The 13546-nt window shown below is 68.2% G+C and carries 13 protein-coding genes; 6 read left to right on the top strand and 7 right to left on the bottom strand.

The window, feature by feature from the left end; all coding sequences use genetic code 11:
- The first annotated feature begins 58 nt into the window (after nucleotides 1-58).
- The 3 genes from trmL (at nucleotide 59) to NM961_RS14680 (ending at nucleotide 2406) form a co-directional block, all read left to right on the top strand.
- A complete protein-coding gene (gene trmL / locus NM961_RS14690; protein ID WP_255915155.1) occupies nucleotides 59-523 on the top strand; it encodes a tRNA (uridine(34)/cytosine(34)/5-carboxymethylaminomethyluridine(34)-2'-O)-methyltransferase TrmL in 465 nt (154 codons plus the stop codon).
- 133 nt (nucleotides 524-656) lie between these two features.
- The gene (locus tag NM961_RS14685; RefSeq protein ID WP_255915154.1) at nucleotides 657-1208 is read left to right on the top strand and encodes a hypothetical protein; all 552 of its coding nucleotides are present in this window, start codon (nucleotides 657-659) and stop codon (nucleotides 1206-1208) included.
- A gap of 199 nt (nucleotides 1209-1407) precedes the next feature.
- Nucleotides 1408-2406: a hypothetical protein gene (locus NM961_RS14680; protein ID WP_255915153.1), complete on the top strand. Its 999-nt coding sequence runs from the start codon at nucleotides 1408-1410 to the stop codon at nucleotides 2404-2406.
- 372 nt (nucleotides 2407-2778) lie between these two features.
- Here NM961_RS14680 and NM961_RS14675 read toward each other — a convergent pair whose 3' ends face one another.
- The 4 genes from NM961_RS14675 to NM961_RS14660 all read right to left on the bottom strand — a co-directional run bounded on the left by NM961_RS14675 (nucleotide 2779) and on the right by NM961_RS14660 (nucleotide 7557).
- A complete protein-coding gene (locus NM961_RS14675; RefSeq protein WP_255915152.1) occupies nucleotides 2779-3420 on the bottom strand; it encodes a TetR/AcrR family transcriptional regulator in 642 nt (213 codons plus the stop codon).
- 157 nt (nucleotides 3421-3577) lie between these two features.
- Nucleotides 3578-4147 (bottom strand): nucleotidyltransferase family protein, encoded by a 570-nt coding sequence (locus tag NM961_RS14670; protein WP_255915151.1) that lies wholly within the window; start codon nucleotides 4145-4147, stop codon nucleotides 3578-3580.
- Nucleotides 4144-5115 carry an XdhC family protein gene (locus NM961_RS14665; protein WP_255915150.1) on the bottom strand — a complete coding sequence of 324 codons (972 nt, stop codon included), beginning with the start codon at nucleotides 5113-5115 and terminating at the stop codon, nucleotides 4144-4146. The genes NM961_RS14670 and NM961_RS14665 overlap by 4 nt, the downstream gene beginning before the upstream one ends.
- A 111-nt stretch (nucleotides 5116-5226) precedes the next feature.
- A complete protein-coding gene (locus NM961_RS14660; RefSeq protein ID WP_255915149.1) occupies nucleotides 5227-7557 on the bottom strand; it encodes a TonB-dependent receptor plug domain-containing protein in 2331 nt (776 codons plus the stop codon).
- Nucleotides 7558-7705: 148 nt separating this feature from the next.
- Here NM961_RS14660 and NM961_RS14655 point away from each other — a divergent pair, with 148 nt between their 5' ends.
- Nucleotides 7706-8854: a phytase gene (locus NM961_RS14655; protein ID WP_255915148.1), complete on the top strand. Its 1149-nt coding sequence runs from the start codon at nucleotides 7706-7708 to the stop codon at nucleotides 8852-8854.
- 34 nt (nucleotides 8855-8888) lie between these two features.
- Here the strand turns inward: NM961_RS14655 and NM961_RS14650 are convergent, their stop codons facing one another.
- The 3 genes from NM961_RS14650 to ubiK all read right to left on the bottom strand — a co-directional run bounded on the left by NM961_RS14650 (nucleotide 8889) and on the right by ubiK (nucleotide 12182).
- Nucleotides 8889-10400 (bottom strand): YifB family Mg chelatase-like AAA ATPase, encoded by a 1512-nt coding sequence (locus NM961_RS14650; protein ID WP_255915147.1) that lies wholly within the window; start codon nucleotides 10398-10400, stop codon nucleotides 8889-8891.
- A 549-nt stretch (nucleotides 10401-10949) separates the two neighbouring features.
- Nucleotides 10950-11336, bottom strand: coding sequence for a suppressor of fused domain protein (locus NM961_RS14645; RefSeq protein ID WP_255915146.1), 387 nt, complete (start codon nucleotides 11334-11336; stop codon nucleotides 10950-10952).
- Nucleotides 11337-11924: 588 nt separating this feature from the next.
- Nucleotides 11925-12182 carry a ubiquinone biosynthesis accessory factor UbiK gene (ubiK, locus tag NM961_RS14640; protein ID WP_255915145.1) on the bottom strand — a complete coding sequence of 86 codons (258 nt, stop codon included), beginning with the start codon at nucleotides 12180-12182 and terminating at the stop codon, nucleotides 11925-11927.
- Between the two features lie 505 nt (nucleotides 12183-12687).
- On the opposite strand from ubiK, the gene NM961_RS14635 reads away from it, so the two are divergent.
- Nucleotides 12688-13026 carry a P-II family nitrogen regulator gene (locus NM961_RS14635; RefSeq protein WP_255915144.1) on the top strand — a complete coding sequence of 113 codons (339 nt, stop codon included), beginning with the start codon at nucleotides 12688-12690 and terminating at the stop codon, nucleotides 13024-13026.
- A 119-nt stretch (nucleotides 13027-13145) separates the two neighbouring features.
- Nucleotides 13146-13505, top strand: coding sequence for a phage terminase large subunit family protein (locus NM961_RS14630; protein ID WP_255915143.1), 360 nt, complete (start codon nucleotides 13146-13148; stop codon nucleotides 13503-13505).
- Nucleotides 13506-13546: the final 41 nt, after the last annotated feature.

Genomic DNA, 13546 nt, shown 5'->3' with positions numbered 1-13546 from the left:
GCGGGGTTGCAGAAACTGTCAGCTGGCGCGCTTTCGCCGCGCTGGTGATAATCCCGCGATGCTGCATGTCGTCCTGCACCAGCCGGAAATTCCGCCCAACACCGGCAACGTGATCCGGCTCTGCGCCAATACCGGCGCGGCGCTGCACCTGATCCGTCCGCTCGGTTTCGAGCTGGACGATGCGCGCCTGCGCCGCGCGGGCCTGGACTATCACGAATACACCCGCCTGCAGCTGCACGACGACTACGCCGCATTCCTGAGCAAGGTCGCTCCGGCGCGCGTATATGCGCTCTCCACCCGCGGCACGACGAGTCCCTACGCCGTGCGCTTCGAACGCGGCGACGCGGTGCTGTTCGGTTCGGAAACGCGCGGCCTGCCGCAGCAACTGCTCGATGCGCTGCCGCCGCAGCACTGCCTGCGCCTGCCGATGCGGCCGGACAACCGCAGCCTGAATCTCTCCAACGCGGTCGCCGTGGTTGCCTACGAGGCATGGCGCCAGTTCGGATTTGAAGGATCGCTCTAAATTTCAGCGAGCGGTTCAGTGTGATGAATCCGCCGTAAACACAGCCGTACGCCTGCCTTGGTTTCGCGCCGATGCCCCATAGGTTGCTGGCCACGGCGATCTGCCGTTTGGAAAGCCAAACAGGAATACAACAATGAAGCGTACTGCCCTCGTCCTTGCTGGTCTGCTGGCCCTGCCGTTCGCTGCTGCGCAGGCGTCTGATCTGAGCTACAACTGGCTCGAAGCGGATTACGTGCATGTCAACCCCGACAATGCCGACAACACCGACGGCGTCGCCATCCGCGGCTCCGGCGAACTCGGCGCCAATTTCAACGTCATCGCCGGCTGGAACAAGCTCAACGTCGATGCGCCGCTGGCCAAGGATCTGAAGTCCTGGTACCTGGGCCTGGGCTACCACACGCCGATCAGCGACCGCACCGACCTGTTCACCGACGTTTCCTACCTCAAGAACACCACGCTGGATCTGGACGGCTACGGCGCCCGTGTCGGCGTGCGCTCGGCCCTGACGCCCAAGTTTGAAGGCGCGGCCTGGGTCGGCTATGAGAAGCTGGACCACACCGACAGCAATGCCTCGCTCGGCGTCTCCGGCCAGTACAAGTTCACGCCGGTCTTCGGCCTCGTCGCCGAGGCGCGCGTGGCAGAGAACGACAAGTCGTTCCTGGTCGGCCCGCGCCTGACCTTCTGATCCACCGCTCATCACCGCGCGCAAGCGCAGCACTCCGAGCCCGGCCTTGTGCCGGGCTTTTTTGTTCCGCTCGCATCCGGATCCGCAGCGCGATCCGTCCCGGCGCGCTCGGCCGATAGAATCCCCTGCTGCAAGCCTGGGTGGACTGTATCGACAGCGGCCCGCCGGAAATCCGGCCGACCGCAGGGGAGGAAGGATCTTGGAAAATCACGAACTCGCAGAAAGCGCGGCCCGGGTGATCGCGGCGAAAGCCCGGCGGCTGGCGGCAGCGGGCAATTTCGACGCCGCCCGGCTGGCGGTGCGGCAGCAGCGCAGCCGGGCATTGCTGCAGATCGCCGCGCAGCTTTCGCCGGCCCATGCGCAGGCGGCGGCGCAGGCATCCGGCGGCGAAAGCGTGGCGATCACACCGGAAGACCGCAGGGCCGCCGCGAACGAGATTTACGCGCTGCTGCAGCGCCGCTCCGGCAACGACGTGGTGCTTCTGTACGACATTGCGCTGGAACTGCACTACGAATCGTACTGGGCCTATCTGCGCGGTATCCAGCTGAGCGAGAACGGCGACCCTGCCGCGGCCTGTCAGGCGCTGGAAGCCGTCCGCGGAGACTATGAAGGCGCGGCCACGCATCTTGCCGAGCAATACCGCCGGCAGGCGGCCGGCATTCCCGACGAGCTGGAAGATGCAGCGCAACAGCTCTACGAGCGCATGGTGGAAGAGGCCGGCAGCGAGGATGCACTGCACAAGTCCTTCAACGAAATGTGGGCCTCGGTGTCCGGCATGCCGCCGCCCGAAGGCGATGACGGGGAAAACGAGGAAATCGCCGTCGAAGTCAACCTCGCCGACGTGGATCTCGCTGCGGAGACCGGGCAATGCTTCGTCGAGCATCTGGTTGACGGTGATTTCGACGGCGCCACGGCCCTGCTGGGCGAATCGCTGCGGGATCTGTCCGCGGATGAGCTGCGCCGGGAATACGAGCAGCTGATCGAGGCGGGACGGGACGGCGAGGAAGCGGTCGAGAACGAGGAAATCGACGTGCTGCCCATGTCGTCGGACAGCGAAATAGTGGATCTGGAAGGCGGCGAACTGGCTTTGGTCTATGTATCCCTCAACGGCGCCGGTTTTCATGAAGCCGTCATCGTCACCGTGGCGCGCGAACACGGCCAGGCACGGATCACGAGTATCGAATGGGGCCGTACCTGACGGGAGCGTGAAGCGAGAGCTGCGCGGATTCCCGCGCAAACGACGCAGGCGCAGCCGGCACTGCTGCGAAAACGGGAGAGAAGGTCATCCGACGCCAGGCGGCGCGATACGCGCCGCCTGGCGTGGCGAGGAAGGTGCCTGGCCCGGTACCGGTGATCGGGGGGGGGAGGAGGGAGTCAGCCGGTACCGGGGCAGGCGGGGAACCCGGTTGTTGCCTAGGTGAGGACACGTTTCGCGTCTTCAAGTACAGCAGCGAAAAAATCGCCGTTTTTTCAGTTTCCCTGACCCGGCCACCTGGCAACGGAGGGCAGGGAGGAGCACGGACGGACCGGACCAGGGAGTCCTGTGGCGGGCGTCCGTGCGCCGCGTTGTTTAGGGCGGATGGTTCGGCGCCTCGATCCCGTGCAGCAGCAGATCCAGCAATTGCTGTTGCAGTTCGGGCCGCGTCGCCAGTGAACCGGCCACCGCCAGTTTCTCATTCAGACGCTCGGTCTGGAATCCGAACAGGTTGAGCGAAAGCACCACCTTGGCCACCAGGGCCGGGCTGATTCCTTCGCGCATCTGATCCGAAACCTCGGCCAGCAGCGCCACCACACGATCAAAGTTGCGCCGCACCAGCTCGAACACGGGATTGCGTTCCAGCACCGTCGGCGAACCGGTCAGCTCGCGCAGTATCAGGCGGGTGCCGTGCGGCCGCTGGTACAGGAAGGCGTTATGCCATTCCACCAGGCGGCGCAGGCGCGTCGCGAGATCCTGCTCCTTCAATTCCAGTGCATTGAGCGAACGTCCGAACGCATCGCAGGCCTGGGCGAGTACGCGCTCGTACAGATCCTGCTTGGTCGCGAAATGATGAAAGACATTCGCCTTGCACACACCGGCGGCCAGGGCGACTTCGTTGATCGAAACCCCGTCGAAGCCACGCTGCGCGAACAGCATCTCGGCTTCGGCCAGGATCCGCGTGAGCGCCGATCTCTCGGCGATTTCAGGTGCGGATGCCAGCGGGATAGGGACCACAGAGACTGCAACTGACCGATTGGTTGGTAAGCATTATCCCGTCGCGCGGCGGCCCGATGAATAGGACAAAAGTCGTATTACTTTGGTCAGGGCCAGCGCAGATTTTGTATGACAAAGCCGCAGACGCAACGGAAAACGACAAATACGGATGACGGACTCAGCCGTCGGCGAGATCGCCCGGCACATCGACATCGCGCGCCAATGCCGCATTCTCCACTACCTGCACCTGCGCCGCCCGGGCGCGCAGCAGATCGCGCGCGCCGCGGTCGCCGTCCAGCGCGGCATCCCGCAGCCAGCCGCGCGGCAGCAGCACGGGCACGCCCAAGGTCTGCGCGTAGCCGGTCGCGGCGGCCTGGCGCGGGTTCGCCTGCCAGGCGCGCAGCAGGGCCTGGAGATGTGCCTCGTCCAGCGCCGGCTGGTCGCACAGCACAACCAGCACACCATCGCAGCCGGGCGCGAGTTGCGCCACGCCCTGGCGCAGCGAATGGCCCATGCCCTGCTGCCACTGCGCGCCCAGCACGCAGCGCGCCGGCAGATCGGCGATATGCGCGGCCAGTTCCTGCGCCGCGTGGCCCAGCACCACGACGGTATCGCGCGGCGCCGTCGCCAGCACGCAGCGCAGGCTGCGCCGCAGCAGCGATTCGCCGTCGACCTGCACTAACTGCTTGGGCCGGCCCAGCCGGCGCGAGGCGCCGGCCGCGAGCACGACCGCGCCGTGGTTGCTCATGGCGTGCCGCCGGCGATGTGGCTTTGCAGCGCCGCAACGATGGACAGGGCGATGGCCTCGGGCCCTTCGCCGCCCAGGCGCAGCCCCACCGGCGCCTGCAGGCGCGGCCGCAGCCGGGCGCGGCTGAGTTCGTCCAATTCGCCCAGCAGGGCGTCGCGCCGCGCCGGCGGCCCGAGCAGGCCTATCCATGGAATATCGCTTTGTGCACAAAGCCGTAGCGCGTCCAGATCGCGCGAATAGTGATGGCTCATCACCAGCGCCGCGTCGAACGCGCCCGCGGCCAGCAGCGGCGCCAGTGCGCCGGCCGGCAGGTCGTGGTGGCTGTCCGCGGCAGCGGCGGCGGCGGCCCAGCGGGCGCGCTGCTCGACCAGTTCGCTCTGCCAGCCCAGCAGCCGGGCCAGGCGCAGCAGCGGCACGGATTCCGGCCCGGCGCCCAGCAGCAGCAGCCGCGGCGGTGCGCGCAGCCGCAGCCGCCAGCGCGGCGGCGCAGGCATGGCGCCCGGCCATGCCCATCGCTGCGCGCCGATAGCGGCCATGCCGCCGCCTGCCGTATCCAGCTGCAGATCCAGCGGCCCGCGCAGAGCCAGCGCGCACAGGGCCTGGCGCAACGGCGCCTGCGCCGTCAGCGGCAGCAGCATCAGTTCGACGATGCCGCGGCAGCCCGAGGCCGAGCCGAATACCAGATCGTCGTCGCTGCGCGTGTCGAAGGTGAGATGGCGCGCGCGGCCCTGGGCGGCGACTTCGGCCGCGGCCTGCTCCAGCTCGGCCTCCAGGCAGCCGCCGGAGAGCCAGCCGCGGCGCTGCGCGCGCGCCAGCAGGATCAGCGCACCGGGCTTGCGGTAGGTAGAGCCCTGCGTGTCCACCACCACGGCCAGCGTGGCAGCCTGGAAACTGTCGGCGCCGATTGCCTGCAGCAGCGCGCGCAGGCTGCCGCCGGAGTCGGTGCCGTTCGCTGTGGGGTCGCCCATCGCTGCCTGCGGTCGAATCGGTGCGGCGATTCTACGCACGCCCGGCCCGCCGGCGGCAACGGCGCGGCGCGGACGCGGCTCGCCCGGCCGCATCCGCCGCCAGCGCCGGATTTACCAGGCGTAGCGCGCGACCAGCTGGTAGACCGGGCCGGCCTTTTCGCGCTCGATTTCGTATTCGTCGTAGTCGCGGCCGAGCTGATCGTCCAGCGTGTCGAACTTGTGGAAATATTCGTCCTTGGACGCGTCCAGCAGGTTGGTGCCGGTCAGGCGCACCGACCACTGCGTGCCGAAACGCTTTTCGATGAAGGTTTCGAGATCGGCGCCGTAGCGGGTCTCCACTTCCTCGGCCAGCACCCGCGACAGCGCCTGGCCCTGGCGCCGGTAGCTCACGCCGAAACTGGCCTGCAGTCCGGGCAGATCCTGGATGAAGCCCACATTGAGCACCGAACGCGCCTGGTCGTTGAAGCGGCGCCGGCCCAGCGTGTCGCGCACACGGCTGTCCAGCCAGGAATAGTTGAGGAATACGCCGGTGTCGGGCAGGTTCAGCGCGGTCAGCGGCGTGGACAGGTCGAACTCCACGCCGTAGACCTGACCGTCGCCGACGTTGGACGCGGTGTAGACGAAGCTGTCCGGATCCAGCACCGGATAGCCCGGCGTGGCCGGGGTGGCGCCGGGATTTTCCTCCAGGAATTCGGCAACCTCGTCCTCGAAATCCTCCAGCGCGGTGGCGCTGGCGGCGCCGGTGTTGCTGATCTCGATGAGGTCGGTCACGTCGCGGTAGAACAGATTGACGCCGACCACGCCGTGCCTGCCCAGGCGGTGCTCGAAGCCCAGATCCACGCCCCAGGCCTTTTCCAGGCTCAGGCGCGGATTGCCGACGAAATCGTTGTCGCCGTATTCGCCTTCCAGCAGCACCGGCAGCAGGTAGTTGAAGTTGGGCCGGCGCACGGTGCGCGCGACCGAGAAGCTCAGGCGGTCCGCATCGCCGAGGTCCCAGCGCAGATGCGCCGAGGGCAGCGGCAGCTTGTAGTCGCGCGTGTGGCGCTCGCCGCCGGCACCGACTTCGCTGCGCGTGGTCTCGTAGCGCAGGCCGGCTTCCCAGGACAGGGCCCGGCCCTTGCCCGAGAACATCAGATAAGGGTCGGCACGACGCTCCCTGATGCGGCTGGCGCTGGTATCGAACTCGACGTAGGGCGGCAGCGGCGCGCCTTCCTCATCGGTGTCGACTTCGCTCAGGTCCAGGCGGAAATCGCGCCGCTTGTCGCTGTAGTCCAGACCGAACTCCATGCGCGCCGCGCCGGCGCTGCGAGCGTGCGAGAGGCTTATGCCGCGTTCGCTGTCGCGCAGGCGCGACAGCTGCAGCGCGCCTTCGGACTCGTCGAAGGACGGCGGCGTATCTTCATCGTCGTAGCCGATTTCCTGTTCGACATCGCGCGTGGCGTCCTTCATGCGCGCGTAGCTGAAATCCAGCGCGGTCCGGGCGCCGTCGGCGTGGTCGATGCGGTAGTCGCCCTTGACCGCGATATTGTGCTGGCGGATAGCGGCGACCTGGTCGTTGAGCGACAGCAGGTTGTCGCGCGCAGTGCTGCGGCGATCGTTGTATTCCAGCGAGTGCTCAGTCTCGCTGCGGTCGGTGCGCACGTACAGGCCGGACAGGTTCAGCTTGCCCGCGCCGATCTCGCGCGCATAGGACAGGTTGAGCGAATCGTCGGTGCCGTCGCGCACATCGCTCTGGTCCTCGCGGTTGTCGAACGCGCCGCGCGGTTCGTCATAGCGCAGGCTGAGCTTGCTCTTGGGGTTGTAGCGGCCCTGGTGGCTGACGCCGGCCAGCAGCCGGCCGCCGGCGAACTCGCCGCTGGCCACGGCGGCGGCGGTGGGCTTGTTCTCGCCGTCGTCGAAATGCGAAACGCCGGCGCGCAGATAGCCGCCGTCGAATTCGTAAGCGTCGCGCAGCACGATGTTGATGGCGCCGGCGACGGCATCGCCGGAACGGTTGGCGCTGGCGCTGCGCACGATCTCGATGCGCTCGACCACTTCGGCCGGAATGCGGTCGACGAAGAAGGAACGGTCGTCGCCGCCGCCCGGCACTTTCTTGCCGTTGATCAGGATCTGGGTATAGCCCGGATCCAGGCCGCGCAGGCGCGCGCCGTCGTATTCCAGCACGTCGGACACGAAGGCCACGCTGGGCACGCGCTTGAGCATGTCGCCGACCGTGCGCGGCTCGAAGCGCTGGAAGAACTCCAGGTCATAAGCCAGCACCGGCGCGATCTCGTCGGCGCGGTCGCGATAGGTGATCTCGCCGGTGACCAGGACCTTGTCCAGCTCCGTGACCGGCGCCGCATCCGGCTGCGCTTCGGCGCTGCCTCCGGCCAGGACGGCGCCGCTGGCGGCGAAGCCGGACAGGGCCTGCAGCAGGGCCAGTGCAAGCACGTGCTTCTTCATGTCCACTCCCTGAAAAGCACGGCTTTTTAATCAGGCTGCATGGCGCGGCGATGACAGGGAGTTTTCGGCCGCCCTGTCACGCAGTCGCCAGGAATGCGCAATCAAGGCATGCTAGAAGCGCCGTCTCCCGCCAACCTGGAAACCGCCCATGCTCTCTTCCCGCTTTCGCGCGCTGCTCGTCCTGGGCCTGACAGCCGTCCTCGCCGGCGGCTGTGCCACCCGGCAGACCGTGGAGCGCGAACCCGACGAGCAGGCCGCGGCCGAACCCCGGCTGGCCACGGCCGGCATCGCCCACGCCAGCCTGCGCGAAGCCTTCGTCACGCCGGCCACGCCGCAGGACAATGTGGACTCTCCCGCATTGTGGATGAGCCCCGACGGCAAGCCCCTGCTGCTGGCCACCGCCAAGGCCACGGGCCGGCTGATGACCTACGATGGCGACAGCGGCGCCGCGCTGGGCGTGCGCGGCAAGGCCGGCAAGGGCGCCGGCGAATTCGACCGTCCCAACGGCATCTTCGTCGTCGACGACCTGGTGTTCGTGGTCGAGCGCGATAACCGCCGCGTGCAGGTGCTGCGCCTGCCGGAATTCCAGCCGCTGGGCTCCTTCGGCCCGCACGAACTGCAGCAGCCGTACGGCATCTGGCTGCGCCGCCTGGGCCCGCAGCGCTTCGACGTCTTCATCAGCGACGCCTACATGGCCGGCAAGGACGCCAAGGGCGACGACGTGGTGCCGCCGCTGGCCCAGCTGGACAAGCGCGTTCGCCGCTACAGCGTCAGCGTCGGCACCAGGCTTGAAGCCCGTTTCGACAGCAGCATCGGCGATACCGGCGAAGCCGGCGCAATCCGCATCCCGGAATCGATCTGGGGCGACAGCGCCCACGACCGCCTGCTGATCGCCGAGGAAGACACCGCCACCGGCACCGCCGTGCGCGAATACGACCTCGATGGTCGCTTCCGCGGCCGCAGCATAGGCCTGGGCCTGTTCAGGGCCCAGGCCGAGGGCCTGACCCTGTGGCAATGCAGCGACGGCAGCGGCTACTGGATCGCCACCGACCAGTTCAAGGACCGCTCCCTGTTCCACGTCTACGACCGCAATAGCCTGGAGCACCTCGGCGCCTTCGCCGGCGCCACCGTGGCCAATACCGACGGCATCTGGCTGCACCAGGCCGGCACGAAACGCTTCCCGGACGGCGTGTTCTATGCCGTGCATGACGACCAGGCGGTGGGAGCGTTCGATTGGCGGGATATTGCCAAGGCGCTCAAGCTGCGGGTGAATTGCGAGGCGGCCGGAAAGCGCTGAGGCGGGCGCGCAGATCGGCGGGTTTTCAGCGGACTCACTCGCGCCGCTCCAGCCGCCGGTACTGGATCGCCTCGGCCAGGTGCACCGAGGCGATCGCATCGCTGCCGTCCAGATCGGCGATGGTGCGCGCCACGCGCAGCAGGCGGTGGTAGGCGCGCGCCGACAGTCCCAGCGTATCCACGGCCCGCTCCAGCAGCGCGCAATCGCGCCGCGTGAGGGCGCAGTCGCGTTCGGCCTCGCTGTTGTCCAGCGTTGCATTGGTCTTGCTGGCGCGCGCCCATTGGCGCTCGCGCGCGGCGGCGACGCGGGCCGCCACGGTTTCGCTGGATTCGCCGCAGGGCGCCGAGCCGTGCAGTTCGGACATGGGTACGCGCGGCACTTCCAGCTGCAGGTCCAGGCGATCCAGCAAAGGCCCGGACACGCGCGAACGGTAGCGCTGCACCTGGTCCGGCGTGCAGGCGCAATTGCCGCGCGGATCGCCGGCGTAGCCGCAAGGACAGGGATTCATCGCCGCGACCAGCTGGAAGCTGGCCGGAAATTCCGCTTGCCGCGCGGCGCGTGAAATCAGGATGCGCCCCGTTTCCAGCGGTTCGCGCAGCACGTCGAGCACATGCCGGTCGAACTCGGTCAGTTCATCGAGAAACAGCACGCCGTGATGGGCGAGGCTGATCTCGCCGGGCCGCGGTATCGAACCGCCGCCGACCAGCGCCACCGCCGACGCGGTGTGATGCGGCGCGCGGAACGGCCGCTGGCGCCAGCGCGCCAGATCCACACCCTGGCCTGCGACCGAACGCACGGCGCAGGATTCCAGCGCCTCGCCCTCGGACAGCGGCGGCAAGATACCGGGCAGACGGCTGGCCAGCATGGTCTTGCCCGTACCCGGCGGGCCGACCAGCAACAGGTGATGCGCGCCCGCGGCGGCGATCTCCAGCGCACGACGCGCCTGCGACTGCCCGCGCACATCGGCCAGATCCGGCCCGCCGGGCGCTGCCGGCGCGGCGCACGTATCGTCCTGCGTGGCCCGCGACAGCTCGCCGGCGCCGCGCAGAAAGCCGCAGACTTCCAGCAGGCTGTCCGCCACGCGCACATCCGCCGATCCCAGCAGCGCCGCCTCGGCCGCGTTCGCCCGCGGCACTACCGCCTGCCGCCCGGCCCGCTGCGCCTGCAGCAAGGCCGGCAACACGCCGCTGACCGGACGCAACTCACCCGACAGCGCCAGTTCGCCCATGAATTCGCACTGCGACAAGGCGTGCCGCGGCACATGTCCCGACGCCGCCAGTATTCCCAGCGCAATCGGCAGATCGAAGCGCCCGCCGTCCTTGGGCAGATCCGCCGGCGCGAGATTTACCGTGATACGGCGGCCCGGATATTCCAGCCGCGTATTGAGTATCGCCACGCGGACACGATCACGCGCCTCCTTCACCGCGGTTTCCGGCAAACCGACGATGGAAGTGCCGGGCAGGCCGCCGGACAGATGCACTTCCACCGTCACCGGCGGCGCGGCTACGCCTTCCTGGGCGCGGGAGTGGACTATGGCCAGGCTCATGGGCGTGGCCTGTGCGCAGAGTCGCGCAATGGCGCCGTGTGCCGAGAGGAACTGCTGCTCGCCGGGATCTTCATGGAGCGATGGTGGCCCGGCGGCGGCGCACGGCGCATGGGTTCGTTGCCGGATGGGAGATCGGAAATTTCTGGTAGTGCCGTCGAGGTCCCAGTCGCTCACCAACTGCAAGATGCGAGCAAGCTGGTGGTGCTGTGCCGGCGCTGGCCGACCTGACTGACCGGCAATCCGCGCGTCCACGGTGTCGTCGTATTACGCGCGCAGGTTGCCTGCGCGCTTGGCTTCCGGACTGAAAGAAGGAGCGGAAGGACAGACGCCGCCATCTTTGGCGACAAGTCCTGCACTCCAGGCAATCGCGCAAGGGCTGCATGAGCAGCCCCCGACGCATCCTCAGACGAAGGATTCCTGCCGCTTCAGATCCGTCACCAGCCACGGATTCTTCTCCCGCATCCGGGCAATCAGCGCCTCGGTCCGCGTCGCCGTCGGATCCTCGCGCGGCCACTCGTATTCCGCATCGGTCAGTACGGCCAGTTGCAGCTAGCTCACGCGGTCGTGCGGCGTGTCCCGTGTGCCCAGCGCCGGATCGGGCACCAGGGCCAGGGCGGTGATCCGGATGTCGGTTTGCAGGCGTGCCGGGCCGTTGGCGGAGATGAAGCGGTAGGACTCGAGCCCGTTGCCGCTGTTGGATACGTAACAGGCGAGGTTCTTCATCACGGCCATGGCCCCAATGGGGCGCGTGCGCGTGGGCGCCGGCGGCCGGGTCGCCGGCGAAGGGCAGTACGCGCATGCTGAATTCAAAGCCCCAGCCGCTGTATTTACCGCCGGCGCTGTCTTCGTCGTAGTACACGCGGACATGCCGTAGCTGACGATATACCGGTGCAGGGCACCGCCTTCGCGGCAGTCGTAGATGCTGCAGCCGTCCAATGGATTGTCGCCGCCCCGGGCCCAGCGCAGGGCGCGAGCGTAATGGCGCGGTTCCTGGGTGCCGTAGACGGTTTGCAGGTGCCGGTCCAGGCAATCCCAGCCTATGGCGTCGTCTTGGTTGAACTGGCGGCGGTATTTTTACGGCGTCATGGCTGGGCGGCCCCGGGTTTGCCGCCGCGGATTGCGCCCCGTCGCTGCTTCTTGCCCGATGAGCGCAACCGCCGCTTGCATACAGCACTGGCGTGAACCGCGCGGGAAAGGTTCGGCAGGTGCAGCGGATGTTGCACAGGCCAAGGTGCGGCGGATGTGGCGCGGGCAGCCGGACCGGCGGTACCGAGACCGAAGCAAAGTGGGTGGCCATCCGTGGCCGGTTTCCACATGACCAGCGAGGCTGGGCGAGCGGATTCCTGACTTGCCGGGACTTGCGTCCCTTCGGGGCAAAACGTTGCCGCAGCCGCGGGCGGCGGCCGGCCTGACTGGCTCGTGTCCGGTACCGGCGATGCCGGTCCCTCGCTGCGGTGACGCTCGCCTGCAGCCGGCGCGCTATCCGCGCCGGTGCTGAGCCGCCCTAGGCCGCAACGCGGCGGCTCAATGCCGTGGCGCCTGCAGCAGCTGTTCCAGCTGCGCGACGCGGGTTTCCAGTTCCTCGACCTTCTCGCGGGTGCGCAGCAGCACGCAGCGCTGCACATCGAATTCCTCGCGGGTGACCAGGTCCAGCTTGCGCAGGCCGGCCCGCAGGGCGTCCTTGACGTTGTCGGCGATGTCCGCGCCGGCGGCGCTGGCGCCGGGAGGAATCAGCTCGGCCAGACGGCGCGCGAGTTCGTCTAGGGTTCGTGCATCGATCATTGCGACTTCTCCAGCGGAAAAACCCTGCGCATCCCTGGCAGCGACAGGTACAGCCCCGGCGCGGCATGCCCGGCGGGTGCGTCGACGGCGAGCCGGGCTGGCCTTCGACCTGCAGCTAGTGTAGCCGCTGGCCGGGGGCTTGGCCTCAGGATTCCGCTGGGCGATCCCTAGGAAATTTCCTAGCTGCGCTTGCGGCAGATGCAAGCCGCTGGAATGGCGGGGAAAAATCTGCGCATCCGGCGCGCCGGGTGCGGCAGACAAATGCAGCGCCCGGATTCCGCTGCCGGCCACAGCAGCCACGCAGCAGCAGACTCCACCACCCGTCGCAACAACCCCACAGGGCCGGGTTCCACTGCCGGCCGCAACAGCCGCACAGCAACCGGGTTCCAACGCCAACCGCAGCAGCCACACAACCGCCGGGCTCCGCCACCCCGCACCGCAACGCGGGCGCCGCAGGCTGGGCCTGGGCTATATTGCCGCCGTCCTCGTCCATGCCGGAACTGCCATGAAAATGATCACTGCCATCATCAAGCCGTTCAAACTCGATGATGTGCGCGAGGCCCTGGCCGAAGTCGGCGTGCAAGGCATCACCGTGACCGAGGTCAAGGGCTTCGGCCGGCAGAAGGGGCATACCGAGCTTTACCGCGGCGCCGAGTACGTGGTCGATTTCCTGCCCAAGATCAAGCTGGAAGTGGCGGTCAGCGCCGACATGTGCGACCGCGTGGTCGAGGCCATCATGCAGTCGGCCAACACCGGCAAGATCGGCGACGGCAAGATCTTCGTCTACCAGCTGGACCAGGTACTGCGCATACGCACGGGCGAGATGGACGCCGAGGCGCTGTGAACCCGGCCCTGGCCTGCGCCGCCTGCGGCAGGCCGCTTGCGACGGCCGACGCCGTCTGTGTCTGCGAAGAAGCTCGCACTGCCGCCGCGGCGGCGGCGCAGAACGCCCGCGAGGCGCGTATGGCGCACGCCCGGTTCCACGTCTGTCCATCCTGCGGCGGGCATTTCAGCCGCGCCGAACTGCTGACCCGGCTGTTCGATCCGCCGCGCCGCCGCTTCGGACTGCCGTGGCTACGCCTGTCCTGCCCGCACTGCGCGGTGGAGCTGCGCTCGCGGCATGCCACGTCGATGTTGTTCCGCGTTGCGATCCTGCTCTGGCTGACCGGCCTGCCGCTGTATCTGCTGACGGATCTGCCGGCGCTGGAAAAGCCGGTCATGCTGGCAGGGTGGTTCGCGCTGGCGGCGGTCATGGGCCTGCAGGAATGGCGCGAGTCGCGCGATCCGCAGACGTTTGAAGCCGTTGCGCCGACGCCGGGATAGCCCGGCGGGACCCGCGCGCCCGTTTCCGCCAGCGCAGCGCC

Source organism: Tahibacter harae (assembly GCF_024437735.1).
Lineage (GTDB): Bacteria > Pseudomonadota > Gammaproteobacteria > Xanthomonadales > Rhodanobacteraceae > Tahibacter > Tahibacter harae.
This window is presented reverse-complemented; position numbering and strand designations above follow the sequence as displayed.

What these genes read in the sequence shown, in the direction of transcription:
- NM961_RS14655 (WP_255915148.1), top strand. Translation starts at nt 7,706, where the DNA reads ATGCTCTCTTCCCGCTTTCGCGCGCTGCTCGTCCTGGGCCTGACAGCC.
- NM961_RS14630 (WP_255915143.1), top strand. Translation starts at nt 13,146, where the DNA reads ATGGCGCACGCCCGGTTCCACGTCTGTCCATCCTGCGGCGGGCATTTC.
- NM961_RS14665 (WP_255915150.1), bottom strand. Translation starts at nt 5,115, where the DNA reads ATGGGCGACCCCACAGCGAACGGCACCGACTCCGGCGGCAGCCTGCGC.
- NM961_RS14635 (WP_255915144.1), top strand. Translation starts at nt 12,688, where the DNA reads ATGAAAATGATCACTGCCATCATCAAGCCGTTCAAACTCGATGATGTG.
- NM961_RS14685 (WP_255915154.1), top strand. Translation starts at nt 657, where the DNA reads ATGAAGCGTACTGCCCTCGTCCTTGCTGGTCTGCTGGCCCTGCCGTTC.
- NM961_RS14650 (WP_255915147.1), bottom strand. Translation starts at nt 10,400, where the DNA reads ATGAGCCTGGCCATAGTCCACTCCCGCGCCCAGGAAGGCGTAGCCGCG.
- NM961_RS14660 (WP_255915149.1), bottom strand. Translation starts at nt 7,557, where the DNA reads ATGAAGAAGCACGTGCTTGCACTGGCCCTGCTGCAGGCCCTGTCCGGC.
- trmL (WP_255915155.1), top strand. Translation starts at nt 59, where the DNA reads ATGCTGCATGTCGTCCTGCACCAGCCGGAAATTCCGCCCAACACCGGC.
- ubiK (WP_255915145.1), bottom strand. Translation starts at nt 12,182, where the DNA reads ATGATCGATGCACGAACCCTAGACGAACTCGCGCGCCGTCTGGCCGAG.
- NM961_RS14670 (WP_255915151.1), bottom strand. Translation starts at nt 4,147, where the DNA reads ATGAGCAACCACGGCGCGGTCGTGCTCGCGGCCGGCGCCTCGCGCCGG.